The 25,727-nt window shown below is 38.7% G+C and carries 20 protein-coding genes and 2 pseudogenes; all 22 read right to left on the reverse strand.

Annotated features, from left to right (window positions below; all coding sequences use genetic code 11):
• Nucleotides 1–89: 89 nt before the first annotated feature.
• The 22 genes and pseudogenes from BST93_RS07140 to BST93_RS07245 all read right to left on the reverse strand — a co-directional run bounded on the left by BST93_RS07140 (nucleotide 90) and on the right by BST93_RS07245 (nucleotide 25,727).
• Nucleotides 90–1,502: an MBL fold metallo-hydrolase gene (locus tag BST93_RS07140; protein ID WP_105018619.1), complete on the reverse strand. Its 1,413-nt coding sequence runs from the start codon at nucleotides 1,500–1,502 to the stop codon at nucleotides 90–92.
• A 197-nt stretch (nucleotides 1,503–1,699) separates the two neighbouring features.
• Entirely contained in the window at nucleotides 1,700–2,512 is an 813-nt protein-coding gene (locus tag BST93_RS07145) for a sulfite exporter TauE/SafE family protein (RefSeq protein WP_105018620.1), read from the reverse strand.
• A 69-nt stretch (nucleotides 2,513–2,581) separates the two neighbouring features.
• Nucleotides 2,582–3,217 (reverse strand): Crp/Fnr family transcriptional regulator, encoded by a 636-nt coding sequence (locus tag BST93_RS07150; RefSeq protein ID WP_105018621.1) that lies wholly within the window; start codon nucleotides 3,215–3,217, stop codon nucleotides 2,582–2,584.
• Nucleotides 3,218–3,251: 34 nt separating this feature from the next.
• Nucleotides 3,252–3,611 carry a DUF983 domain-containing protein gene (locus BST93_RS14170; RefSeq protein WP_181072571.1) on the reverse strand — a complete coding sequence of 120 codons (360 nt, stop codon included), beginning with the start codon at nucleotides 3,609–3,611 and terminating at the stop codon, nucleotides 3,252–3,254.
• A gap of 56 nt (nucleotides 3,612–3,667) precedes the next feature.
• A complete protein-coding gene (locus BST93_RS07160) occupies nucleotides 3,668–4,924 on the reverse strand; it encodes a site-specific integrase (protein ID WP_105018622.1) in 1,257 nt (418 codons plus the stop codon).
• Between the two features lie 321 nt (nucleotides 4,925–5,245).
• On the reverse strand, nucleotides 5,246–7,213 hold the full coding sequence (locus BST93_RS07165; protein ID WP_105018623.1) for a heavy metal translocating P-type ATPase: 1,968 nt from the start codon (nucleotides 7,211–7,213) through the stop codon (nucleotides 5,246–5,248).
• Nucleotides 7,210–7,572 (reverse strand): DUF3703 domain-containing protein, encoded by a 363-nt coding sequence (locus BST93_RS07170; protein ID WP_105018940.1) that lies wholly within the window; start codon nucleotides 7,570–7,572, stop codon nucleotides 7,210–7,212. Before BST93_RS07170 ends, BST93_RS07165 begins: the two co-directional genes overlap by 4 nt.
• Nucleotides 7,573–7,625: 53 nt before the next feature.
• Nucleotides 7,626–8,042: a Fur family transcriptional regulator gene (locus BST93_RS07175; RefSeq protein WP_105018624.1), complete on the reverse strand. Its 417-nt coding sequence runs from the start codon at nucleotides 8,040–8,042 to the stop codon at nucleotides 7,626–7,628.
• Nucleotides 8,043–8,049: 7 nt separating this feature from the next.
• On the reverse strand, nucleotides 8,050–8,676 hold the full coding sequence (locus tag BST93_RS07180) for a cation diffusion facilitator family transporter (protein ID WP_105018625.1): 627 nt from the start codon (nucleotides 8,674–8,676) through the stop codon (nucleotides 8,050–8,052).
• A 4-nt stretch (nucleotides 8,677–8,680) separates the two neighbouring features.
• Nucleotides 8,681–9,907 carry an efflux RND transporter periplasmic adaptor subunit gene (locus BST93_RS07185; protein ID WP_105018941.1) on the reverse strand — a complete coding sequence of 409 codons (1,227 nt, stop codon included), beginning with the start codon at nucleotides 9,905–9,907 and terminating at the stop codon, nucleotides 8,681–8,683.
• 4 nt (nucleotides 9,908–9,911) lie between these two features.
• Nucleotides 9,912–14,356, reverse strand: a pseudogene (locus BST93_RS07190) (CusA/CzcA family heavy metal efflux RND transporter).
• Between the two features lie 119 nt (nucleotides 14,357–14,475).
• Nucleotides 14,476–14,847 carry a hypothetical protein gene (locus BST93_RS07195; protein ID WP_105018626.1) on the reverse strand — a complete coding sequence of 124 codons (372 nt, stop codon included), beginning with the start codon at nucleotides 14,845–14,847 and terminating at the stop codon, nucleotides 14,476–14,478.
• 75 nt (nucleotides 14,848–14,922) lie between these two features.
• Nucleotides 14,923–16,659, reverse strand: a complete 1,737-nt coding sequence (locus BST93_RS07200) for an efflux RND transporter periplasmic adaptor subunit (RefSeq protein WP_105018627.1) — start codon at nucleotides 16,657–16,659, stop codon at nucleotides 14,923–14,925.
• A 4-nt stretch (nucleotides 16,660–16,663) separates the two neighbouring features.
• Nucleotides 16,664–17,155 (reverse strand): DUF305 domain-containing protein, encoded by a 492-nt coding sequence (locus tag BST93_RS07205; protein ID WP_174270037.1) that lies wholly within the window; start codon nucleotides 17,153–17,155, stop codon nucleotides 16,664–16,666.
• Nucleotides 17,156–17,180: 25 nt separating this feature from the next.
• A complete protein-coding gene (locus BST93_RS07210) occupies nucleotides 17,181–17,888 on the reverse strand; it encodes a PepSY domain-containing protein (RefSeq protein WP_105018628.1) in 708 nt (235 codons plus the stop codon).
• 1 nt (nucleotide 17,889) lies between these two features.
• The gene (locus BST93_RS07215; protein ID WP_105018629.1) at nucleotides 17,890–18,474 is read right to left on the reverse strand and encodes a DUF2911 domain-containing protein; all 585 of its coding nucleotides are present in this window, start codon (nucleotides 18,472–18,474) and stop codon (nucleotides 17,890–17,892) included.
• Nucleotides 18,475–18,493: 19 nt separating this feature from the next.
• Complete coding sequence (locus tag BST93_RS07220; RefSeq protein WP_105018630.1) at nucleotides 18,494–20,995, reverse strand: heavy metal translocating P-type ATPase; 2,502 nt, start codon at nucleotides 20,993–20,995, stop codon at nucleotides 18,494–18,496.
• Nucleotides 20,996–21,013: 18 nt separating this feature from the next.
• Complete coding sequence (locus tag BST93_RS07225; protein ID WP_105018631.1) at nucleotides 21,014–21,490, reverse strand: nuclear transport factor 2 family protein; 477 nt, start codon at nucleotides 21,488–21,490, stop codon at nucleotides 21,014–21,016.
• A 134-nt stretch (nucleotides 21,491–21,624) separates the two neighbouring features.
• Entirely contained in the window at nucleotides 21,625–22,080 is a 456-nt protein-coding gene (locus BST93_RS07230; RefSeq protein WP_105018632.1) for a heme-binding domain-containing protein, read from the reverse strand.
• Nucleotides 22,081–22,677, reverse strand: a complete 597-nt coding sequence (locus tag BST93_RS07235) for a DUF3347 domain-containing protein (RefSeq protein ID WP_105018633.1) — start codon at nucleotides 22,675–22,677, stop codon at nucleotides 22,081–22,083.
• A 30-nt stretch (nucleotides 22,678–22,707) separates the two neighbouring features.
• Nucleotides 22,708–25,091, reverse strand: a pseudogene (locus tag BST93_RS07240) (multicopper oxidase domain-containing protein).
• A gap of 69 nt (nucleotides 25,092–25,160) precedes the next feature.
• A complete protein-coding gene (locus tag BST93_RS07245; protein ID WP_105018634.1) occupies nucleotides 25,161–25,727 on the reverse strand; it encodes a helix-turn-helix domain-containing protein in 567 nt (188 codons plus the stop codon).

A 25,727-nucleotide genomic window follows, 5' to 3' on the forward strand; every position in this document is an offset into this window, starting at 1 on the left:
ACAGTAACCTAAGTTACATAATAGTAAAATTAACAGAAACTCCTATTATTTCTGTGATAATAGGAGTTTTGAAGGTGCCAATTCATTGATTACAATAAGGTCGTTGGGCAAACATATTCTGATTTAGGAACTGTGGTTTCAGAAATTTCTTTAAAACCGCCTATTACATCTACAAAATTATCCCAACCTCGTTGCTTAAGAATGGAAGCGGCAATCATACTTCTATAGCCTCCTGCACAATGAAGAATAAAAGGTTTGTCTTTAGGGAATTGTGCTAAATGCTGATTGATTTCGTTTAAGGGTACGTTTGTAGCATCTATGACGTGTTCTGATTGAAACTCACTGTTTTTGCGTACATCAATTACCATAGGTTTGTCTTTCTTGTATTCACTTTCAAATTGCGATGGCGTTATACGATTTACAGTTTCAATATCCTTTCCACTGTTTTGCCAAGATGCAAATCCATCTTTTAAGTATCCTACAGTGTAATCATAACCCACTCGGGATAGCCTAGTAATTGCCTCTTCTTCTTTACCTACTTCGGTAATTAAAAGAATTTGTTGTTTTACATCTGGAATCATCTCACCAACCCATTGCGCAAAATTACCGTCAAGCCCAATGTTAACACTATTGGGAATAAATCCTTTAGCAAAATCATCAGCATCGCGAGTATCGAGCATTAGTGCTCCTGTTTCGTTTGCAATTACTTCAAATTCATCTGGGCTCAAGGCTTTTGTGGCTCTATCCATAATAGTATCTAGACTTTCGTAACCTTTGATATTCATCAATACATTTTGTGGAAAGTATCCTGGAGGTGCCGTAAGTCCAGTTAAGAGCGCTTTGATAAACTCTTCTTTGGACATATCTTGAAGCGCATAATTATATTTTTTTTGATTTCCTAGGGTGTCGGTCGTTTCCTTACTCATCATTTTACCACAAGCGGAACCTGCACCGTGGTTAGGATATACGATTAAATCATCACTTAAAGGCATTATCTTATTTCTAAGGGAATCGTAAAGATGACCTGCAAGTTTTTCTTCTGTAAGGTCAGAAACTACGTGTTGCGCTAAATCAGGGCGTCCAACATCTCCAATAAATAAGGTGTCTCCTGTAATGATTCCATGTTCCTTACCGTTTTCATCAATAAGAAGGTAGGTGGTACTTTCCATTGTATGACCTGGTGTATGGATTACTTTTACTTTGTATTCACCTACTTCAAATACTTGTCCATCCTCAGCAGTTGTAGCTTCATAGGCTGGTTTGGCCCCTGGGCCAAAAACAATCTCAGCACCTGCTTTTTTACGTAAGTCTAAATGCCCACTCACAAAGTCTGCGTGAAAATGAGTTTCAAACACATACTTTATTGCTGCATTGTCAATTTGTGCACGATCAATGTACGGTTGAACTTCTCTTAAAGGGTCAAATACGGCAGCTACACCGTTGCTTTCAATATAGTACGCTGCGTGAGCTATACATCCGGTATAAATTTGTTCTACTTTCATACTGATTAGATTTTATGATTAAACAAGTTAAAAGTAGACTCTAATTAATTTTTTATCAGTTACTTAAGTTACACAAGAGAACTTTAATAATAAACGATGACTTTTGTCATAAAAGTGGTTTTTTTATCAAGAAATTTGTAAAATAAAAACGACCCCTGAAAAGAGGTCGCTTTAAGTTATCAAAGTACACTAAAATATCATTGCTCAATAAAGAATTCCATATAAAAAATAAAAATTGCCATAACGAATATAAAGTAGCCAAACCCTTTCTTTAATTTTGAGCCATCTATGAAATTACTCAGATAGCTTCCGATAAAAATTCCTACAAAAGATAATCCAGTAAAAATTGATAAAAACATCCAATCAATTTCCATAGTTAATGCATCTCCAAAGAAAAACCCTAAAAGAGATTTAAATGCAATTATAATCAAGGACGTACCGACTGCTACTTTCATTTTGACTTTTGCTAATATTACAAGAGCCGGTATTATTAGGAAACCGCCACCTGCTCCTATGAGTCCTGTTATACCGCCAACAATCAGACCTTCTGCTAATATTAAAGGGTAATTGTATTTAACCTTTTGGCTTTCTTGTTGCTTTTTATCCTCTCGTTTTTTTAACATTGAGAAGGCGGCTGGAATCATTAGAATGGCAAACAGTCCAAACATGGCCATCCTTCGGGTAAAGTCAAAATCATCAATACTAAATAATACATCAGGCAAAGCAGGAACCACATATTTCCTTACGAGTGTAACACCTGCAATTGCTGGTAGTCCAAATACTACAGCTGTCCTCCAATCTACATAACCCTTTAAATGTTGTTTCAAACCTCCTACTAAAGCGCTAGCACCTACAATAAAGAGGGAATATGCTGTTGCTACTTTTTCATTAACTGAGAATAAGTAAGCGAGTACTGGTACAGCAAGTATGGACCCACCACCACCTATTAAACCTAAAGAAATGCCTATAATTAATGCACTAACGTATCCAAGTAATTCTAATAATTCCATATGTATTTAAGTAATTTGGGACGAAAGTATGCAGACATCAATTAATTAGGAGTAACATAGGTTACATAGCTAGTCTAAATTTATTATTTCGATGTAATTTCTGTGAAGTTCGATGCTACCTAGGTTTTCTAATTTTTTAAGAAGTCTCGAAATCACTACTCTTGAACTATGCAATTCATAAGCAATTTCCTGATGTGTACTATGTATTATGTTGTCTTTATTTATACGAGCTTTTTCCTTAAGGTAATTTAGAAGTCGTTCGTCCATATTGTCAAAAGCAATACTGTCCATAGTAAGAAGCATTTCATTTAATCTATTATGGTAGCTTTCAAAAACAAAATTTCTCCAAGATCTATATTTGGAAGTCCAAACCTCCATTTTTTGAATAGGAATCATAATAAGTTTGGTATCTGTTTCTGCAATAGCTCTAATCTCACTTTTGGTTTGTCCCATACAACACGTCATTGTCATAGAACAAGTTTCTCCTTTTTCGAGATAATACAACAAAAGCTCATCACCATTCTTATCTTCTCTCAATACTTTAATTGCTCCAGAGACAAGTAAGGGCATCCCTTTTACGTAAGAGCCAATTTCCATTAATTTGAAACCTGCTGGAACTACCTTATAGGTGCCCACTTGTAATATTTCATTAATTAAGGCACTTTCAAAAAGATGCCCATAGCTATTTTTAAGTTCTTGAATCATTTTGTAAATAAAATTTATTGTCTAAAATTAGTTTTCATTTAAGGAAAAAATGTGCCCAAATAGATTTTGAAACGGCTCCTATGTAAGGCATTAATAGAAATAAACCTAAAACAATATAACTAAATATGGCAAGTGGGTGTTTTGCCAAACCTGAGAAAAAAGTCAAGACGAAAATGGCTACCCCTATAGCTACCCCTACAGCATATGACACATACATTGAACCAGTATAGAAAGCAGGTTCTATGTGATAGTTTAAATCAAATTTAGGACATCTTGGTTTTACCTTATTCAATCCTGATGAAAGTTGATATGGATGCGATTCTAAAAATTTACCCTTCTTACAGCGTGGGCATTTCAAGAATAACATACTGTATAACTTTGTTCTTTTAAACATTTTAGAAATTTTTTGATAAAATTAAATGAACTACTAACTGTTTTCAGTAACATAGGTTACATAGATTTGTGTTTTTCTCTTGTGCTTTTGTTTTGTTGCAATCTATCTCGTAGGACTTTCATGTCTGCACTTACTTTATTCTCTAGCACTCTTGCATAAATCTGAGTGGTGGCAATCTTTGTATGTCCTAAAAGCTTTGAAACGGTTTCTATGGGCACACCATTGGAAAGAGTTATTGTTGTGGCAAAAGTGTGACGTGCCATATGGAAAGTAAGATTCTTTTTGATGCCTACGTGGTTGGCTACCTCTTTGAGGTAGACATTCAATTTCTCGTTTGTGATGATCGGTAATAGTGATGAGGTTATAGCTGTCATAGGATGGTCGCTGTACTTTTCAATGAGTTCTTCAACCTTGCCCAGTAATGGAACTTGTACAGCACTCTTGGTCTTTTGACGTTTAGTAACTATCCAATTACCACCATCGATTCCCTTCATCACATTATCTGCAGTAAGCGCCATAATATCCACATAGCTGATACCAGTATAACAACTGAATACAAACAAATCTCTTACACGGTCCAGACGGTCACTATTGAAGTCGTGGTTCTCGAGATTCTCAAGCTCAGTTTCTGAAAGAAACTCACGATTTGATTTCTCATACTTCGGTTTCCATCTCGCAAATGGGTCGCGCTCCAACCATTCTAAATGATAAGCGAGTGTTACCATTTTGCGTAGGCGCTGAATATGCTTCATAATGGTATTTTGACTTAATGCTCTTGGGTGGCCGACTGGCCAGACATTCGCCAGATAGTTTTCAAAATCCACCAAGAATTTATAGTCCAGCTGCTTAAGGTAGATGTCCGTTGTTTTCTTCTCTTTCTTCAGAAATTTGTTAAGGTAATTTTCTGTTACACCGAAATTCCGAATGGAACCAACCGCAAGTGTATTTTCAATTTTCTTACTGTGGTATTCGATGAGGTCAAGCAATGATTTTGATTTTTCATCGTCACCTATGAATTTGGCTTTGATGATTTTGGCGGTGACGAGCTCTTCTTTGTAAGTTAGGTCTTGGTAAATTTGAAAGAGTTTTGTGTACGTCTGGTCAAGATAAAAGTTAAGCTGTTTGGCTTTGGCATCAGTTCCTTTTGAACGCTTCTTAGTAACATCCCACTTGTTTACGTTAATGCTATGTTTTAGACTGATGTTTGCCCGCTTTTGATTTACAGTTACACGAGCGTATAGATTGGCAACGCCATCTTTGGCGCGCGAAGTGTTAATCCAAAATAGGATTGCAAAGGTGTTTTGTGACTTCATAGTTGTCGTCTTTAAAAGGTTAAACTTTATGCGACGAATGTCAAATCAACTATGGTTCAGAGTTTTATGCCTGCGGTCAACACTGTTGACTGCCATATTCTTTGTTGACCGAATTGTTGACGTTTCAATTGAAATCGTATCAAATTCTATGATGGTCTAAAAACTACAAAACCTTGCAAATCATAAGATTTACAAGGTTTTAGTACTCTTTCAAGTTTTGTTTAGTGAACTCAACGGGACAGAGTTCGAACTTTTTGAAGGAAGATATTAGCTTAATTCTCTCAAAATCAATGATTATGAATAATGCTTCCTCGCAAAGATTTAATCCCACTTCATCTTCTGTAATCTAACAGCATTTAAAATAGCAAGCAAGGCAACACCAACATCTGCAAAAACAGCTTCCCACATTGTGGCAAGACCACCAGCTCCCAAAATGAGGACTATGATTTTAACTCCAAAGGCTAAAACAATATTTTGCCAAACAATACTTCTGGTAGAACGACCTATTTTTATGGAACGTGCAATCTTTGAAGGTTGGTCATTTTGAATGATAACATCTGCAGTTTCTATAGCAACGTCACTTCCTAGACCACCCATTGCCATACCAACATCACTTGCTGCCAAAACTGGTGCATCGTTGATACCATCTCCTATAAAAGCGACTTTTGTATCCGGTTGTGCTTTAAGCTTTTCTACTTCGTTAAGCTTATCTTCTGGCAACAAACCACCTTTTGCCCAATCAATGCCTAATTCTTTAGCAACCTGTTGGGTAATTGAATCCTTATCGCCAGAGAGCATTATAATTTTTGAAATTCCAGATTCCCTGATCTGTTTAATCGCTTGATGGGCATCTTCCTTCAGTTCATCGGCAATGGTAACATAGCCAGCAAATTTGCCATCGATACCCACCATCACGATGGACTCAATAATGCTATCGGTTTCAGCAGGAACATCTATGCTATTTGAAGTCATCAATGCTTTATTTCCTACCAAAACGGTTTTCCCATTTACACTTCCTTTTAATCCCTTACCAGCAATTTCAGATACTGCTGTAGCTTCATAGCCGGCACCTTCTGCCTTGTATTCCAGAATTGCTTTTGCAATAGGATGTGTGGATTGTTCTTCCATCGCCATCAGGTACTGCATAAATTCAGCTTCCGCAAAAGTGGATTTATTTACCACTTCCTTAATCTTAAAAACACCTTTGGTCACCGTTCCCGTCTTATCCATTACCACGGTATTCACCTTAGTCATTGCATCCAAAAATGATGCGCCTTTAAACAGGATTCCGTTGCGAGATGCAGCACCCAATCCACCAAAATATCCTAGCGGAATGGATATTACCAAAGCACAAGGACAAGAGATAACTAGAAAGATTAAAGCTCGATATAGCCAGTCTCTGAACACATAATCATCTACAACGAAATACGGTAAAAAGGTCAGACCTATGGCTAAGAAAACTACAATAGGCGTGTAAACACGAGCAAATTTTCTAATAAACAACTCGGTTTTAGATTTACGAGCGGTGGCATTCTGCACCATATCTAGAATACGTGCGATAGAGCTGTCCTTGAACTCCTTAGTAGTTTCTACCTCAATAACTCCATCAAGATTGATGCTTCCTGCAAATACAGATGCTCCTTTCTGGACGGTATCCGGTTTACTTTCTCCGGTAAGAGCAGCGGTATTGAAAGAACCTTTATCTGAAAGTAATATTCCATCAAGAGGCACTTTTTCTCCTACGCGTACTTGAATTTTTTCGCCTATCTCAACCGTCTCAGGATTAACCGAAATGAAGTCGCCATTTCGATATACTAACGCCTCATTAGGTCGCACATCTAATAAAGCCTTGATATTTCCTTTTGCTCGGTTAACCGCTGCTTGTTGAAATAATTCGCCCACGGCATAAAACAACATTACAGCTACACCTTCTGGGTATTCTCCTATGGCAAATGCGCCCAAAGTTGCAATGGACATTAAAAAGAACTCCGTAAAGAAATCTCCATTCTTAATACTGTTCCAACCTTCTTTTATTACAGGGAAGCCAACAGGGATATAAGCTACGGTGTACCATACGATTCTTACCCATCCTTTAAAGAAGGGAAAAGTGTCAAAATAATCAACTGCAATACCTATTATAAGCATTACAAAACTGAAAATCGCCGGTAGATAAGTTTTCAAATTAGACACTTCGTCTGGACTACTGTGATTGTGTCCATCATCGTGACTGTGCTCGCCCTTATGTTCTTTAGGGTCTATGTCCCGTAAATTTATTTTTTTCTTTTTCATTGACTATTGAATAAGTTAATTATGTCATTTGGTATAGGCATACGTTTTAATGGTGGCACATTTGAACCTCCTGTATTTCCTAGTGGAACGTGATTAATAAACGACTTCCAACCACCAACAACTAATCTGATTATTTGACCAAATACTTCTTTAGTATTCTTTTGCATAAACCCAAATTTCAACATTAACCAATGTGAATAGGTATGCTCAATTGGATACGATTGACCTATAATATGACTCCTTTCTAAATGATACCAAGCAATTGCAAATTGTTCCATTTTCAAATTATTGCGGTACAACTCTAATTCTTTACTATATGCCTGTCTTAGATGTCTTGGTATTTTAATATTGAACCTCATATCCATTGATTTTGAATAAAAGTAGTTTAATAACTAGTGCAACAGAAGTGCATTTATTGACCACTACATTTATCACATATTCCTTTTACGACCAGATTCACATTTTCTGAAACAAACCCATCAGGCACTTTTATTTGAGGGATTTTATGTTCCGTAAGACACACCGTTTCATTGCAATTATTACAATGAAAATGCAAGTGTAAATCTTGGTCAATCTCACAGTTACAGCCACTTTCGCATAGCGCATATTTTGAAATGCCAGTACCATCATCTATTTGATGAACAATTTTCTTTTCTTCAAAGGTTTTGAGTGTACGATATAATGTGGTGCGTTCCGCTTTCGCGAAAGCGGACTCAATATCCGTTAGTGCTACCGCAACTTCCTTTTCAGCCAAATATTTATAAATCAAAATGCGCATCGCTGTAGGACGCACTTGATGATTCTCTAATGTTTTTTCTATTTCGGTCATTGTTATTTCAGATTGTTTTTGATTTTTTTGCCTTCGATAAAGCTTCCCATCCTTCTTTTGCTGCGTATGGAACAATCAGCAGCGCAGCAACTGGGTCTGCCCACCACCAGCCTAACCAATTCACAAGTAGTAATCCTAATAAAACTACTACCGTTTGATAAAGGCAAATAAATGTATCCTTTGCATCAGCTTTTAGAGCTGGACTGTCCAATTTGTTACCATATTTCCTTTTATAATAAATCAAAATGGGATTTACGATTAAGGATATTACTAATATCACAACCCCAATAGTTGACCAAGAAGCCGTTTCTTGACTTATTAATTTAGATATGGAATCATAGGATATAAAGGCACAGATAAGCGCAAAGGATATAGCAATGACATAAAGCGTTATCATTTTTCGCTTTTCTACACGTTTCTCATCTATTCCTTTGATTTCGCCGTGTAACCGCCAGCCCAATGTTCCAGCACTTATTACCTCTATGGTACTGTCAAGTCCCCAGCCAATTAAGGCAGAGCTGTTTGCGGTAAATCCTGCAATAAGTGACACGACCACTTCAATGATGTCATAGATGACGTTCCATATTTGAAGTGTGCGTGCTTCTTTTAAATTTTGTTGTCTTGTAGCTTCCATAAATTTAGTGTTCGTGTTCTGTTTCTCCTTTTTTCATTTCTGCCATTAGGTAGTAGGCGTTATTAAATGCAAAAGGTGTGTTTAGACTTGGGGTTTCAAAAAAACGTATCGCTATCCAGTCACCATCTTTTTCGCCAGTTTTAACCTCTATTGGTGTAAAACTCCACGCTTCACCTTCCCTTTGCGCTGTAAATACATACGTCTTTCCTGCTTCTGTAACTACGGCACTTTCTGGTAGTGCTATAGTCTGCTGGTTGTCAACTTCAATTTTACCTTTAATGTACATTCCAGGTATAAGACCGCCTTCTTTGTTCTCAATTTCAGCGTGAACGTGCACTGCTTTGGGATCTTGTTCAAAGGTCTGGCTGACCGAATAAATTTCGGCTTGCAGTTCTTTTCCTGGACGCGATTGAATACTGAAGCGCACTTTTTGTCCTTTTATTACTTTATCTACATCTTTTTCAAAAACCATTAAATCTGCGTGCACGTGGTCTGTATCTACTATTTCCATCAGATTGGTCTGTGGCTCTACATACTGCCCAGTTTTTATAAATACCTTTTCTACAACACCTGCAATGGGACTGCGTAATGCCACACGCTGGTAAATCGTACCATCGCGCACGCCACTTGCATTGATGTTGTACTGTTGCAATTGCGCTTCAAGGCCTTTTACCATTGCCGTAGATGCCTGATAGTCTGCGGTGGCTTTTTGATAATTCATACCAGATGCAACGCCAGCTTCATAAAGTCTTTTTTGACGTTCATATTCTTGTTTTAAAAAAAGACTGTTGCTGTAGGCATTTAGGTAATCACTCTGTATCTGAATAATACTGGGATGTGAGAGGTATGCAACCGCCTGGTTTTTTTTAACCTCGTCGCCTTCAATTACTTCTATTGAAGCCACATTTGCTCCCGCGAGCGTGGTAATATTAGCTTCGTTTTGCGGTGGTACTTCCAGCGTTCCGTTTGCTTCTACATAACCGCTCATATTGCGCTGTGCAAGAGTGTCAATTTCCATTTGTAAGGCTACAAACTGTTCTTGCGTAAGCATTACTTCTCGAGCCTCGCCTTCGGTATGGTTTTCTCCATCAGTTTCACCTTCAGAATGGTTTTTTTCTGTTTCAGAATGGGTGGCTTCATCGTGGCCATCTTCAGTTTTTGAGTCGCCACAACTGGTCAATAATAATGCTAGTAGCATTGTTGTAACAGGTATATATTTTATCGTTTTCATCTTTTTAGTTTTGGAAATATTGTAGTTCAAACAAGGCTATTAAATAATTATCGAGTGCGTCCAGCGCATCCATTTCAGTCTGGATGGCATCCCTGATTATTTGTGTGAATGCCGCATAGTCCAGCGCTCCTTCTTTATATGCCAGCAACGCGCCCTTTCGCTGGTCTATGGCAAGCGGCAGCGCTTCAGTTTTATAGAAAAACCAAGTGTCCCGCCATCGCACATAATTTTGCATCGCTTGTGTATATTCAGATTGTAACTCACGCTGTTTATAGGCTGCATTGGTTTCTGCAATCTGTGCATCCAGTTTTGCAGCTTTTGCACGGCTGCGGTCTGGGCCAGAAAACAGCGGAACGGTAATGCCCGCTTGATAGGTGTAGAAACCGCTATCGCCATTTACTCGTTGCAGACCACCTTGCAGATTAAACTGGGGCAGTAAATTTGCCCTTGCTGCGTCATAGCTTGCTTGTGCTTCGTCTATACGCTTTCGCGAAAGCGATAACTCAGGATGATCATTCAATGTATTATTAGACTCTAAAATTGAAATTTCACTAGCTCCCAATTCATCAGAAACGCCGTACATCGCATCTGGTGTCAACCAAAGGTTGAGCTTTTGCAAGGCGATGAAATAGTCTGTTTCTGCCTGCTGAAACTTATTGTTAATTTGTAGTGCTTGATTGCGCGCAGCAGCATATTCCAGTCTTGAAATGGCTTCCACTTCATAATTGAGTTCTACAGATTGTGCAAACTGATCATAAATGCTGTCCAGTTCTCGGTACAAAACAAACTTCTTCTTTGCCTGAAAAGCTTCTGACCAGGCCTTTTTGACTTCCCGTTCTATCTGGATTTCCGAAAGGTCAAGAGCTGTTTCGGCTAACTGGATGCGTTGTTGTTGCAAACGTTTTTTAGCACCTATTCCCAGTAGATCAATATTTTGTTGACCGATACCTATCAAGGTATAAATACCCTGACCATCTGCCACTTCTTCGCCACCCGTAAAGACCTGTGTACTACCATAGTCGTAGGCATTGCCTGTGAGTGCATTCTGTCTTTCGATTTCGAGCTGGCTTGCTTTGAGTACAGGATAATTTTCTTTGGCAATTTCTACAGCTCGTGATAATGTGATGGGCGTGATGCTGTCCTTAGCAATGAGATCTTGCACAGGTGCTTGTGATTGTTGCGCTCTCCCTTCGACTGCTCTCTGGGCAGATGCCGAAGCGGTACCACCTAACATAAAACCAAGTATCAAAATTGTAGTCAACGCTTGCGGATTAAACGAACCAATCTTATTCTGCTCTTTGCGCTCGCGTCTCTTTTCTATAAACGTATAGAGCACGGGAAGAACGACCAACGTGAGTAGCGTAGCTGTAAGCATTCCACCGATGACCACTGTAGCTAGTGGTTGCTGCACCTCTGCACCGGCAGATGTGGAAAACGCCATAGGTAAAAAGCCAAAGATATCTGTAGTAGCCGTGAGCATAATGGGACGAATACGTTCTTTAGTCCCTTTAAATATTCTATCCTTTATACTTATCACACCTTCTTCTTTTAAGGAATTAAATCGGTTTATAAGTACCAGTCCGTTAAGAACTGCAACACCAAATAGCACAATAAAGCCGACACCTGCCGAAATACTAAATGGCATATCCCGCAACCATAGGGCAAACACACCACCGATGGCCGCCAAGGGAATCGCTATGTAAATCATTAGCGATTGTGAAAAGGATTTTAAGGCAAAGTACAGCAGTATAAATATTAAAAACAGGGCGATGGGCACAACGATTATCAAACGATCCTTTGCGCTTTGTAGATTTTCAAACTCGCCACCATAGGTAATATAATAGCCTGATGGCAAGTCCAGTTCTTCATCTAATTTTTGCTGAATATCTTTTACTACAGACTCCACATCCCTGCCTCTTGCATTTACACCTACGTAGGTTCTTCTATACGTATTGTCACGTGAAATTTGCATAGGTCCAGGGACGTATTCAATTTCGGCTATTTCGATAATGGGTATCTGATTGCCATCCTTAAGATCGATATACATATTGCGTAGGTCATCGATACTTTTTCTATGGCTTTCATCAAATCGTACCACGAGATCAAATCGTTTCTCGCCTTCAAAAATTACTCCTGCGGTTCCCCAGCGAATGCGGTACTTATGTAATCATTTACTTTTTGAATATCCAGTCCATATTGCGCCATTTTATCACGCTTATATTTTACGGTCATCTGTGGTAATCCTGCAGTTCGTTCTGCACTCACATCACCAGCGCCAGGAACGGTCTGTATAATCGCTGCCATTTCCTGAACCTTTTGTGATAACACCTCTAAATCTTCGCCATACAGCTTTACCGCAATATCTTCTCTTACACCTTCTAACAGCTCGTTAAATCGTAACTCTACTGGTTGTGTAAAGACTAAATTCACACCTACGAGTTCTTCATCTAATTTGTCTCTAATGGCATCTATCAAACCTTCTTTAGTAGTAGCTGTTGTCCACTGGTCCATATCCTTGTTTAGGATGATGTACATATCTGCAATATCCATAGGCATAGGATCGGTAGGAATATCTGCAACACCTATACGAGCTGTGACTGTTTTAATTTCAGGGAAATTTTCTAATAGGATAGTTTCTATTTTCTTGGAAACTTCAATAGATTCGGATAATGAACTTCCTGGTCTAATGAGTGCTTGCATTGCTAGATCTCCTTCATCAAGCTGGGGCACAAATTCTCCACCCATATTAGAAAAGATAAAACCAGCAATAAGAAGTAATACGGCAGCAGCTGATAAAACAATAAGTTTTAGTTTAAGGGCTCCCTTTAATAATGGCATATATGCACTATGAATAGCACCTATAATTTTATCACTTATTTTTTCGAGCCAGCGCTCAAACCTGCCGAACCAGTTTTTGGTATTTTGTACTGGTTTCATAAAAAGCGCTGCCATCATAGGCACATACGTGAGACACAAGATGATGGCACCTATCATTGCAAAGCCAAAGGTGTATGCCATAGGTTTAAACATTTTACCTTCTACACCAGTTAGAAAAAGTATAGGCGTAAAAACGATGAGGATAATTATCTGTCCAAAAAAAGCGGAACCCATCATCGTGCTTCCTGCATCATAAGCTACTTTATCCATCACTCCTTGATTGAATTTTAGCTTGCCAGACCTAATTCGTTTTTGGATCTCATAAACCGTTCCTTCTATAATAATTACCGCACCATCTATGATAATCCCAAAATCAATAGCTCCCAAGCTCATTAAGTTTGCCCATACATTAAACTGCTTCATCAGGATAAAGGCAAAAAGTAAGGACAAGGGTATGGTCGTGGCTGTTATGATTCCACCTCTTAAACTACCCAGCAATAACACAAGGGCAAAAATCACTATAAGAGCACCTTCCAGTAAATTAGTTTTAACCGTATCTGTAGTTCTGGCAATAAGCTCACTACGATCAATTATAGGGGCGATCGTTAAACCTTCTGGCAGGGATTTTTCAATTTCTGCCATACGATCCTTTACATTTTGAATAACTGCATTAGGATTAGAACCCTTGAGCATCATAATCATACCGCCCACGGCTTCCTTACCGTCTTGGGTAAATGCACCATAACGTACCTGACTCCCAAAATGGACACGCGTTGCTACATCTCCAATTGTTATGGGAATGTTGCCTTCGTTGATAATCGAGATATTCTTGATGTCTTCCAAAGAGCGAATAAGACCTTCGCCTCTTATGAAGTTTGACATTTTATTTTTCTCAATATAGGCACCACCTGTATTGACATTGTTCATAGCAAGAGCATCATACACTTGTGAAATGCTGATGCCCATACTATTTAACTTTTCTGGATCGACGGCAACTTCGTACTGCTTAATGCTACCACCATATGAGTTAACTTCTACCACACCTTCCAGTAAAGTAAGTTGTCGTTTGATAACCCAGTCCTGTACGGTACGCAGTTCCATAGGCGAATATCTGTTTTCAAATCCTTTCCCTGGCTGAATGGTGTATTCATAAATTTGACCTAATCCTGTGGAAATAGGTCCCATCGAAGGACTTCCAAATTTTTCAGGTATAGATTCTCCAAGTTCGTTGAGTTTTTCCCCTACCAGTTGTCTAGGAAGATAAGTCCCCATATCGTCCTCAAAAACGATGGTTACTACAGAGAGTCCGAAACGTGAGATAGATCTTATTTCGGTAACGCCCGGTAAATTACCCATAGATAATTCTACAGGATAGGTCACGAACTGTTCAATATCTTCCGTTCCCAGATTGGGCGATTGCGTGATGACTTGCACTTGATTATTGGTAATATCTGGCACAGACCCAAGATTTACCGTTGCCATTGACCAGATACCGACACCCACAAGAGTCAAGGTAAACAAGCCAATAATAAATTTGTTATTGATTGAAAAATCAATGATTTTGTTAATCATAGATTAGAAAATTAATTCAGTTAATAAATGACTTTACGCTTTCGCAAAAGCAAAAACATAGTTGAGTATTCCTGTTAGGAAAACTTCAAAAAGGATATAGTTATCCTATTAAAACTGAATTATGCCCGAGGTGGTTGGAAAAGAGATTCCAGATATCTGGAATTGAATTGAAAAGAATAATATGAATATGTCACCCTTTTTTCAAAGAGAAGTGGCTTTATGGTTAATGCGTTAGAAGGCGTTAAAAAAACTGTAGGATAACAGCATTGATGATGTGAATGTACAGGCGCACTATCGTCGTACGAGCCATCGTGATGGTCTTTGTTATCAGACTCATCATTGAAAACTACCTCTACTACATATTCATAAAACGTATCTCCACCATACTCTTTATGCATTTGGTAATGCGATAAAAAATGTGAAAACTTCTCTATTTGTTCACATATTTCCATATTGGCTGTAGCCCCTTGAAAAAGGAATAAGATTGCCATTGATATAGAACAAAATGCTTTCATATATATTACAAAGATAAAAGAATAATGATGCAATTGAGTTGCAAAGGGTTTTTACAACGAATCAATTAAACTTCCGCAAGTCAACATTGCATCGCCATAGTATGGATTTCTTATTTCTTCTTCCATACTTAACCATACCGCACCTTTATTGTTATTTGCCATAGGGCATTTCTGAATGTAATAATTTGTCGAGTTTTCTATGCTCATTGCAATAGGCACGATATTCTCGTTTAGAATGACGAAGTGAGAACGCTGATTTTCCAGAATGTCATTGTTTGCAATGGCATCCAGCATCTCAATACTTTTGGTTAAATGTTGTTTTTCCATCGTACCTAAATCATCAGTCGATATTGCTTTTAATTTTTCTGATGTCGCTTTCGCGAAAGCGGAAACTTGACTTGCATCGCTTGCTACAAGGGCATCTTTCATTTTGAGATATGATGGTAATGCTTTGTTGAAATCAGAACTAAACGCATTACTGAAACTCATTTCCATATCGCCCATCATTGCTGATTCGTCCTGCATCATTTGCTGATTCATCATTGATTTTTTACCCTGTAATTGTGCTGCTGCATCTACCGTGAACGTTCCATTGGTAACAATTTCATCGCCATTATTTAATCCGGAAGATACTTGGTAAGTTTCGCCAGAGCGATTGCCCAAGGTCACTTCGCGCATTTCAAACACAGGCTCGTTAGGATTGGTTTTAACATATACCAATGAGCGCTCGCCCGTCCATAGTACAGCACTTGCAGGTACGGTAAGGGTATTTTCCATAGTTTGCGTTGCGCCTTTAACCTTGCCCGTCACAAACATTCCTGGTTTAAACAGGTTGTCTCTATTTTGAAGGGTTGCACGTACCGTTACCGTGCGTGTCGCATTATTTAGAATAGGGTCGATGAATGAAATAGTTCCTTCAAATTCCTTGTTAGGATAGGCATTGGTCGTGATGTTGATTTTTTGCCCAATGTTGAATTGCGCTATTTGATTTTCATAGGCATCAAATTCTGCCCAAACCGAATTGAGGTTGCTCAACTTCACAATAGGCTGTCCTTGATTTACATAATCGCCTTGTGCTGCCATTACTTCTGAAACCGTTCCGGAAACCGTTGCATAAATCGGGAAATTCTCTCGTACCGTTCCACTTTCTTCAATAGCATTGATTTGTGTATCTGAAAGTTTCCAGTTTTTGAGTTTATTGCGAACTGCTTTATACAAAGCGGGTTGCGATTCTTTCAACGATGCTGCGGTAATCAATTCCTGTTGTGCCGCTACAAGGTCTGGTGCGTAAATGGTTGCGAGCAGCTGACCACGATTTACTTGTTGACCTTCATAGTTGACGTTGAGTCTTTCTATTCTTCCTTTGAAATAGCTGGCTTGCACAGTATTGTTTTCTTCATTAGCAGCTATTTTTCCAGAAAGGGATATCATCCCATCATCATCGCTGGCTTCTGCATTGCCCACGATAGTGGTTTGAATATTTGCCAACGCCATTGCGTTTTCAGTCATTTTTATCTCGTTTGCAGCGAGACCTTCTGCACCAGCTTCTGCAGGGATTAAGTCCATCCCACATATAGGACAATCGCCAGCTTCTGGTTGCATAATCTGTGGATGCATTGAGCACGTCCACATCTGGTCTGCACTCTCGCCAGAGTGGTCGTGTTGATCAGACATCTCGGATATATCCTTGTTTGCCATAGTATCACTTGACCCGTTTCCAAAAATGAGCCAGCCTGCGCCCAGACCTATTATTAGGGCTATTGCTATATATAAAATGTTCTTATTCATAATCTTATTTTTCGTTTTCTAGACGTTCAATCATTGCTTTCATCTCTGCAATTTCCTTACGTTGTGCCTTAATAATGTCTTCTGCCAGTTTTTTTACTTCTGGGTCTTTAATATCTGCACGCTCACTTGTTAAAATTGCTATAGAATGGTGCGGTATCATTGCTTTCATCCACAGTACGTCGCCCACAGTGGATTTTTGGTCGCGTACTAGTCCTAATGCTCCCAAAAACAATATAACACTACCTGCGAGAATTGCAATATTCTTTTTCTTGTCTTTATACATATTCAACATAAATAACAACATAATAACAGCCATAGTAGCTATTCCTAAACACACCATATAAAATCGTGTAAGACTGAACCACACGTGGTCAAACTCGTAGGTATTTAAATACATTGTGATGTACATTGCTATAAATGATGACCCTAGCATAAGGAAGAATTTAGTGTATTGGCTCATTCCTTTGTTCTTGTTTTCGTGTTCGTTTGAATTCATAATTTTTGGTTTTATTTGTTACTAATTATTTGATTTTCTTTTTTAGTTTTCTGATTGATGGGGAACTGATATACCACAAAACGAAACCGCTTAAGACAGTTATCAATCCCAAAAGTGAAAATGCCCTTAACAACAACGTGTTGAAATTATCCCTTCCCTGATAATCCATTGTATGGGTCATCCATAGAAAATCAAACCAGCGCCAGTCTCTGTGTCTCACCGTTTGAAAAGCGCCATTTTCAACCGCCACATAGGCTTTTAAATTTTGTGGTGTCTCATACGAGATTTCATAAGCTGGAAGTGGGCGACCTCGATATTCGTGATGTGGCCCTACAGAATCGACTAATTGAATTTTTGCTATTTCTAAATCGTTCAACATATACCTATTTGCAACTTGTTGTGCCTCTTCTTTAGAAATTCCGTTTTTCATTTGTCCCGTTCTTGCGTTATAAAGCTGTGCTTCATTAATCCAATAATAAGGTTCATTGGCTATTTCCAGTAATTCCAAAGATTGTACGGGTTCTTTAGTAGCAAGTTGGGATGTGCCGAGCAAATCATTAAATGTAGTCTTTAAAGGTGCTTCTTTCTTAAAATGGTCGCCGTGTATCTCGTCGATGTCTGTCCAGCTGAAATACATCCCACTAATCGTCCACATCAGAAACTGAATCCCTAAAAAGATACCCAAATAGCGGTGCGCTTTTCTAATCCATTTCGCTGTTTTTCTGTTCACCATTTTACTTTATTTCAAAAGGAAATTCAATCGTGACTTTTTCCCAACTCATTGATATTGTTCCGGAAGTCTCAGTTGTTTTGTTTACGTTATACTCTAAATGTTCTTTAATTTCTTCGGAAATTTTAGGTGTCACTTTAAATCGTAATACATCATCATTTTCATTATAGTCGTCCTTACCGTGTTGGTTCCAATTCCTGTTGAAAATGACAGTCCATTCTTCTTGATTCGGAATTACAAAAAACCCATATTTCCCGGCTTTCAATTCTTTACCGTCAATTTCTAAATCCTTATTTGTTTCAAGCCAAGTAGCCATATGGGCACCAGCCTGCCAGACTTGGTCGTAAGCCAACAGTCCACCGAAAATAATTCTATCCCTTACGCCTGGCGACGAATAATCTATATGGATATGTGTATCGCCTATCATCGCCATTGCCGATGTATGTGGACTAAGGGTTTTTTTGTTCTCAGATTTAGGTTCACTCTGGGTATGATTGTGCTCTATCTCTATTTTGGTATTATTCTTTTCTTCGTTTTTACATCCGCTGACAGCAACTACCAATAGGATTATCAAAATTTTATATTTCATAAGTATTTAATTAGTTAGATTATATGTTTTTACTTTTTAGACGTAATGAGTTGGCAATTACCGATACCGAACTGAAGCTCATCGCCAAAGCCGCAATCATTGGCGATAAGAGTATTCCAAAAAACGGATACAGTAGTCCTGCTGCAATAGGGATACCCAGCGTGTTATAAATCATTGCAAAAAAGAGGTTTTGTTTGATATTGCGCATTACTGCATCACTTAGATTTCTTGCCTTTACAATACCGTGTAAATCGCCTTTCACCAATGTAATGGCTGCACTTTCAATGGCAACATCCGTACCTGTTCCCATTGCGATACCTACATCACTTTTAGCGAGTGCAGGTGCATCATTGATACCATCGCCTGCCATTGCAACCACCTTGCCTTGCTCTTGTAATTTCTCGACTTCCTGCAATTTGTTTTCTGGTAGCATACTTGCTTGAAAATCGGCAAGGTTAAGCTCATCTGCGACAGCTTGGGCGGTGTCGTGATTATCACCAGTAAGCATAATGACCGCAATTCCCTTATTCTGCAAATCCTTGATAGCTTTTGCACTTGTTTCCTTGATTTTGTCGCCGATAACGACGTAGCCTACAACTTGACCTTCTACAGCGAGATAGGAAACCGTTTTCCCTTGTTTTTGGTAGGATTGTGCCTCGTTTTCCATAGCTTCGGTAAGTGTAGCATTTGCCTGTTCCATCATTTTGGCGTTACCTAAAGCCACTTCTTTATTGTTAACTTCACCTTCAACGCCTTTTCCAGTTACTGCGTTAAATCCATCTGCTTTTAAAAACTCTGCGTTTTGTTCTTTTCCATATTTTACGGTGGCTTCCGCCAGCGGATGTTCACTTTGGCTGTTCAAGGAAACAATGTATTGTAGTACTTCGGTTTCGGTAAAACCCTTCTCAAAAGAACCCACTTTCTCAACTGTAGGTTTTCCTTCGGTTATCGTTCCGGTCTTATCGACAATGAGAGTATCTACCTTATCCATTTTCTCAAGGGCTTCAGCATTCTTGATAAGCACCCCATTTTGTGCGCCTTTACCAACACCGACCATTACGGACATAGGTGTCGCAAGCCCCAAAGCACACGGACAGGCGATAATTAATACGGCAATCGCATTAACCAAGGCATAAACATAGGCTGGCTCTGGGCCCCAAATCGCCCAAACGCCGAATGTCACAGCAGCGATGATGACCACGATTGGCACGAAATATCCCGAAACGGTATCGGCCAACTTTTGGATGGGTGCACGGCTTCGACTGGCATCATTAACCATCTGTATAATCTGTGATAACAGGGTGTCAGACCCCACCTTTTCAGCTTTCATCAAGAAGGACTGATTGCCGTTGATAGTTCCGCTACTTACTTTATCATCTACTGATTTGTTTACAGGAATGGGTTCGCCTGTAATCATCGATTCATCGATGGAAGTTTCGCCTTCGGTAATAACGCCATCCACAGGAATCTTATCGCCCGGCTTCACACGTAGGATATCGCCCAATTCAATTTCATCGATGGCCACTTCCTGTTCTTCCCCATCAACTACCTTTATAGCCTTGTTAGGTGCCAATTTTAAAAGTTCCTTGACTGCGGAATTGGTCTTGCTATGCGCACGAGCTTCGAGGACTTGACCAAGTAGAACCAAAGTTAGAATCACCGTAGCAGCCTCAAAATAGACGTGAACCGTACCGGCTTCGGTCTTGAATTGGTCAGGGAAAAAATCGGGTACGAGCATCCCGAACACGCTGAAGAGCCAAGCAACGCCAGCACCGATACCGATAAGCGTAAACATATTTAAGTTCCACGTCTTTATACTGCGGTAGGCACGTTCAAAGAACATCCAAGTAGCGTAGAATACCACAGGAATAGAAAGCGCAAATTGAATCCAGTTCCAATATTTTAATTCTAAAACATCATATAAGGGGTTGTTGGGCAGCATTTCGGACATTGCAATGATAAAAATGGGCAATGTGAAAGCGACCGCTATCCAGAACTTTTTAAGCAGTTTTTTATAGGTCTTTTCTTCTGCGGATAAATCGGGTTTCATAGGAACTAAATCCATTCCACAAATTGGACAGCTTCCCGGTTCGTCCTTAATAATTTCTGGGTGCATCGGGCAGGTATATTGAGTATCAGAAGTAGTCGCTAAATTCACTTCTTCGACCAAATCCATTCCGCAAACAGGACAATCGCCTGGTCTGTCGTAAGTCTTGTCGCCCTCGCAATGCATCGGACAGTAAAATGTTCCTGTTCCTTTGCCTTTAGGTTTATCAACTTGCTTCTTATCGTGGGTATGATGATGTTCCCCATTTTGATGGATGCTGTATTGCCCACCGTCCGCTTTTAGAGCCTCTTGAAATTTTTCGATGGGAATATGTGCTTGCATTTCGATGATCGCTTCGGCTTTTTCTAAATTGACAGATGCATTAGTAACACCTTCTATTTTGGAAAGCGTCTGTTCGACGTGGTTTCGGCAACCATTGCAGGTCATTCCGTGTATGTGATAGGTGTGTGTCATTTTATGATTGGCTAAAAATTATTTAACATTTCTGGATGATGAATGTGTTTTTACTATCTGCCATTTTTCCTCTATCTTCTTAAGGATAGAAGTCGCCACCCCTTTTTTCTTTATGGTTCGAGTATTGCCTTTATCATCGGGATTGAGAACTATGGTGTAGACATAAGTTTCGGTAGTAAACGCATAGGGCAAATCTACTTCTGCATCAATTTCATAATCTGAAAATTCAAACTTCTTGAAATGCCCCAATTCTGGACCCAAATGATGTTCTATATAGTGGGCATAGGTGCCTTCAACACCACCAGATTCAAAAACCTCGGAATCTTCTGTAAATAAGTCAAAAGTACCTTCGGTTGTCAAGTTTTGTAGCGCATCTTTGTAGGTTTTCATTACTTTAAGCACCGCTTGCTTTTCTGTGTTTGTATCTTGTCCGAACACTTGGCTTGTTGCTATTATAATTAATGCGAATATTGTAGTTTTTCTAAGTGCATTCATCCTGTTTATTTTTAAGAATTTTTACTCAAATTCATTTATATCATTATTCATTTTTCTAATATTTTTTATTGTGCCTGACAAGGGAAGGGCTACTAACTAACCAACCATCAACTTTCCCTTCCCATATCAGGACTTTATTCCAAACTGTCTTTTAACGCTGTCATATAATCTATTATCATCCTCTTATATTCATCTGAAAGAATTGCATCTTTATGAATGAGTGTATAAGAATCCAAGGGCATTTTATCTTCTTCAATTTGGCTTATGATAGACCGAAGTTTACTATTCTTTCGCCGGTCTGAATATGTTGCCCATTCATTAAAATTAAGTTCGTCCTTACCTTCTTGTATGTGATCTTCCAGAAACCAAGCCGCAGGCTGTATCTTACTATACCACGGATAATCTGTATTATTACTGTGGCAATCGTAGCAAGAAACCTGCAACCGATTTTTTATCGTTGCAGGCACTTGATTTTCGACCATAAAATCACTTTGCGGTACATAATCGCTCTCGTTCAGAATTATTGGAAAGAACTGAATCACTATCAATGCCACAAGGGCAAGCCACGCTATGATTTTTAAAAACTTCAATTAGTTGATTTCTCGCTGTACTTTACCGCATTTCAACATTTTGTCACCGAAATAGGGGTTTCTAATTTCTTCGTTCATACTAAGCCAAGCACCACCCTCATTATTATTATACATAGGGCAGAATTGCTCGTATATCTTCATCTCTGTTCCAGTAATGGCAACCATATCGGTAACATCCTTGCTTAATATCTTAAAGTGCTCACGTTGGTGTGCCATATCACTTTCTGAAATGTGTTCTGCGTGTTCAATTGCGTCTTCCATAATATCCTTGAGTTCTTGTTGCTCACTATCTGAATAGCTCGATGCATCAAAACTGCCTAAAGTGCTTGCCAGCGTGGCGCCCAGTTGTTTTGCTTTGTCATTGTCATCGCCTACAAGAGCATCTTTTAAGTTGAAATAGTCATTCAAGATTGCTTCTGCTTTTGCATCTTGGTTGTCATTCATCGCCATATCGTCTTTGTCATCGATAGACTCTTGATGCATCTCATTACTCATAGGTGCAGCCGGTTCGTTCTTGTTTACATCTTTGCAGGAAACCGTTAGTACCGTTGTAGCAGCAAGTGCCATCATACCTAGTGTTCTTTTTACTTTTTTCATCTTTGTTGTTTATTTAAGTTAATTATTGTTTTAAAATCTTAATGAAAGTCCGCCACCCCATCCAAAACGGTTGTCATAGCTTCCCATTAAAGAGAAATCTCTACTCAGTACATATTCAAGTCCTACTTGCCAAGTCGTTTCTTCTTCAAAATCAGTCCCTTCTTCAAAGTCATTTACCCAACCAAAATCCATTTGGTATTCATACTCACCATAAAGGGCAACATTTCTAAATATCATAGTCGCTGTCGCAAAAGAGATAGTAGGACGTAACTTGTTATCAATCCGTAAATCGGAATCGATTAGAAGTGGAAGCAAATAACGAACACCTACGACACCTGTGGTAGATATTTCTTCAAGGCTATCCACGCCTTCGTTTTCAACATTTACACCTCCAAAAACCCTGAAATAACTATTGAGCCAACGCTCGTATGTAAACTCTGCTTCTAAATTTTCATTCCAGCCATATTCTCCTCTTAAGGTAAACTGATTACGAATGTTCGTTGCCGTATAATATAATTCTGTCATATGGCTTGCCCAGTGACTTCTCCCCAAGTGAACATATGATTTGCCTCATTGGTAAGATTGGTCAAAGGATATCCTTCTAATCGTTCATCTCGTGGTGTATCGTAGCTAAAAATTCTAGCCATACCACTGTTTACGTGATATAGAACGTGACAATGAAAATACCAATCACCCTTTTCATCCGCAGCAAACTCAATGACTACCTTTTGCATCGGTGCAACATTAACCGTGTGTTTTAATGGACTGCGCTCACCATTTTCATTAAGTACCCTAAAAAAGTGTCCGTGTAGATGCATTGGGTGGTGCATCATTGTCATATTGTTAAGCGTTATTCGTACAACTTCTCCCTGATTGATTTTTATTTTATCGGTTTCTGAAAGTGGTACTCCGTTTATTGACCATACATATCGGTTCATATTACCAGTTAGGTTAAATAGCATCTCACGTGTAGGTCTGTCTTCCTCAAATTCGGTACTTTCTGGCGCTTTTAAATAGTGATAATTAAATTCAGGATTACCACCTGTTTTCATATTATCACCTATCACTTTGTCTTTTGGAACCATATAGCCCATTTTCATTCCACCATCCATTTGCATCTTATCGTCTTTCATTTTCATATCCTGATGAGCCATACCGTTGTCTTTCATTTTGATGGAATCTTTATCTTTCTGCATCCCATCCATCTGCATTTTGTCATCTTTCATATTCATTCCATCCATTTGCATTCCATCCATCTTCATTGCGTATTTCTTCATTTTTTCAATACTATCATTTTTTGAAGGGTTGAACTTAACTGCTGGGGCTCCCATTTTCATATCCATTGACATCATCTCTTGCATCTGTTTAATCAAATCAGGTCTAGGAACTTCTGGAGCTTTCAATGTATTGCCTGTTCCTAAAAAGGTAGATGCTTTACCAGAACCGTCTTGTGAAGTTGCAAGGATTTCCAGCTTTCCGCTTTCTGGAATAGTTACTATAAAGTCATATGTTTCGGCAACTCCGATTAATGTTTTATTGTGTGGTACAGGAACAACATCTAACCCATCCGCTGCTACTAGCGTAGGGTCTTCGCCACCGAATGTAAGCCAGAAATAAGTGGCAGCAGCTGCATTTACAAAACGTACCCTTACCTTTTCACCAGGTTTAAAATCAGGATAGTTCTGTTCAGGTTTTCCATTTATAAAAAAATAATCGTAGTAATTGTCAAGTATAGCCATATCTGGCATACGTTGCCACATCATTTTCAACTTAGCTCCAACAGCACCTCTGGCGATTACTTTATCCCAACTTTGTACTTGATTTTTCTTAATGAGGTACCATTCATTACCTCGTTTTAAGTTACGGAGTTGTGTTTTAGGATTTTCATCCATCCAGTCCGAAAGTACGAGTACCAAATCTTTATCATACTCTAATGTGGTCTCTTTAGGATTGATTTGAATTGAGCCATAAACACCTCGTTGCTCTTGCAATCCCGTATGTGAATGATACCAATAAGTTCCAGATTGTTTGAGCGCAAATTTGTACTGTTGAGTTTCGCCTGGCTTAATAGGTGGTGTATTTAGATAAGGTACACCATCGTAAAAATGTGGAAGTATTAAACCGTGCCAGTGCACAGATGTTTCTACATCCATTTTATTGGTTACGTTAATAATAGCAAATTCCCCTTCATTAAATTCTAAAGTTGGACCAGGAATACTACCATTAAAGGTCATCGCTTTTACATCTTTACCCGTGTAGTTTACAGTCTCATAATCAATAGTTAAATCATAGACACGTTCTGGCCAATTATCAACATTTTCTTCGGATTTGTTGGCCACAAAAGGATTGTCTGGTTTTTGTGCTTGCACTGCAAATCCAAATAGTATTAAGAAGAATATTAGTAGTTTTTTCATATTTATTTTTAATTTTTACCAAAATTAAAGCTGTTTTTCAGCGAGTTGTGTCATAATCTTGGTTCTTATCTATAAAATTTGGTCTAATGAATTCCTAAAATTTTGCTGTTGCTTTTTATAGGTCGTTAAGCTCATTCCTGTTTCGGTCTTAAATTGTCTACTCAAATGATTGATATGGCTATAATCCAATAGTTGACTTATCTCGGTAAAATTCTTTTCCTGTGTTTGTATGAGTTCCTTGACCTTTTCGATTTTCAGTTTAATGAAGTATTTTTCAATGGTATTTCCTTGTGTGAATGAGAATACCTTACTGATTTTTGAATAGTCTTGATGTAATTTTTCTGATAGGTGCTTAGATAATTTGTCGCTTAGTTGGATGGGTAGATTTTCCATCATTTTTATAAGAATAATTTTCACCTGCTCAGTTAGTGTATCCTCAGCAGAATCGATAATTGCGAAGCCGTTATTACTCAGAATTTCCTTAAAAGCATATCGCTCATCGTCGTTCTTGATGTCAAGTTTTACACGTCCCAATTCAATTTCTTTTAGTTCAATGCCCTGCAATTCAATTTCAGATTTGAGCACCTTGATACATCTATCACAAACCATATTTTTTATGTAAAAATCCTTGACCAT

The organism is Nonlabens tegetincola (genome assembly GCF_002954355.1).
Taxonomy (GTDB): domain Bacteria; phylum Bacteroidota; class Bacteroidia; order Flavobacteriales; family Flavobacteriaceae; genus Nonlabens; species Nonlabens tegetincola.

What these genes read in the sequence shown, in the direction of transcription:
- BST93_RS07140 (WP_105018619.1), bottom strand. Translation starts at nt 1,502, where the DNA reads ATGAAAGTAGAACAAATTTATACCGGATGTATAGCTCACGCAGCGTAC.
- BST93_RS07145 (WP_105018620.1), bottom strand. Translation starts at nt 2,512, where the DNA reads ATGGAATTATTAGAATTACTTGGATACGTTAGTGCATTAATTATAGGC.
- BST93_RS07150 (WP_105018621.1), bottom strand. Translation starts at nt 3,217, where the DNA reads ATGATTCAAGAACTTAAAAATAGCTATGGGCATCTTTTTGAAAGTGCC.
- BST93_RS14170 (WP_181072571.1), bottom strand. Translation starts at nt 3,611, where the DNA reads ATGTTTAAAAGAACAAAGTTATACAGTATGTTATTCTTGAAATGCCCA.
- BST93_RS07160 (WP_105018622.1), bottom strand. Translation starts at nt 4,924, where the DNA reads ATGAAGTCACAAAACACCTTTGCAATCCTATTTTGGATTAACACTTCG.
- BST93_RS07165 (WP_105018623.1), bottom strand. Translation starts at nt 7,213, where the DNA reads ATGAAAAAGAAAAAAATAAATTTACGGGACATAGACCCTAAAGAACAT.
- BST93_RS07170 (WP_105018940.1), bottom strand. Translation starts at nt 7,572, where the DNA reads ATGAGGTTCAATATTAAAATACCAAGACATCTAAGACAGGCATATAGT.
- BST93_RS07175 (WP_105018624.1), bottom strand. Translation starts at nt 8,042, where the DNA reads ATGACCGAAATAGAAAAAACATTAGAGAATCATCAAGTGCGTCCTACA.
- BST93_RS07180 (WP_105018625.1), bottom strand. Translation starts at nt 8,676, where the DNA reads ATGGAAGCTACAAGACAACAAAATTTAAAAGAAGCACGCACACTTCAA.
- BST93_RS07185 (WP_105018941.1), bottom strand. Translation starts at nt 9,907, where the DNA reads ATGAAAACGATAAAATATATACCTGTTACAACAATGCTACTAGCATTA.
- BST93_RS07195 (WP_105018626.1), bottom strand. Translation starts at nt 14,847, where the DNA reads ATGGCAATCTTATTCCTTTTTCAAGGGGCTACAGCCAATATGGAAATA.
- BST93_RS07200 (WP_105018627.1), bottom strand. Translation starts at nt 16,659, where the DNA reads ATGAATAAGAACATTTTATATATAGCAATAGCCCTAATAATAGGTCTG.
- BST93_RS07205 (WP_174270037.1), bottom strand. Translation starts at nt 17,155, where the DNA reads ATGAATTCAAACGAACACGAAAACAAGAACAAAGGAATGAGCCAATAC.
- BST93_RS07210 (WP_105018628.1), bottom strand. Translation starts at nt 17,888, where the DNA reads ATGGTGAACAGAAAAACAGCGAAATGGATTAGAAAAGCGCACCGCTAT.
- BST93_RS07215 (WP_105018629.1), bottom strand. Translation starts at nt 18,474, where the DNA reads ATGAAATATAAAATTTTGATAATCCTATTGGTAGTTGCTGTCAGCGGA.
- BST93_RS07220 (WP_105018630.1), bottom strand. Translation starts at nt 20,995, where the DNA reads ATGACACACACCTATCACATACACGGAATGACCTGCAATGGTTGCCGA.
- BST93_RS07225 (WP_105018631.1), bottom strand. Translation starts at nt 21,490, where the DNA reads ATGAATGCACTTAGAAAAACTACAATATTCGCATTAATTATAATAGCA.
- BST93_RS07235 (WP_105018633.1), bottom strand. Translation starts at nt 22,677, where the DNA reads ATGAAAAAAGTAAAAAGAACACTAGGTATGATGGCACTTGCTGCTACA.
- BST93_RS07245 (WP_105018634.1), bottom strand. Translation starts at nt 25,727, where the DNA reads ATGGTCAAGGATTTTTACATAAAAAATATGGTTTGTGATAGATGTATC.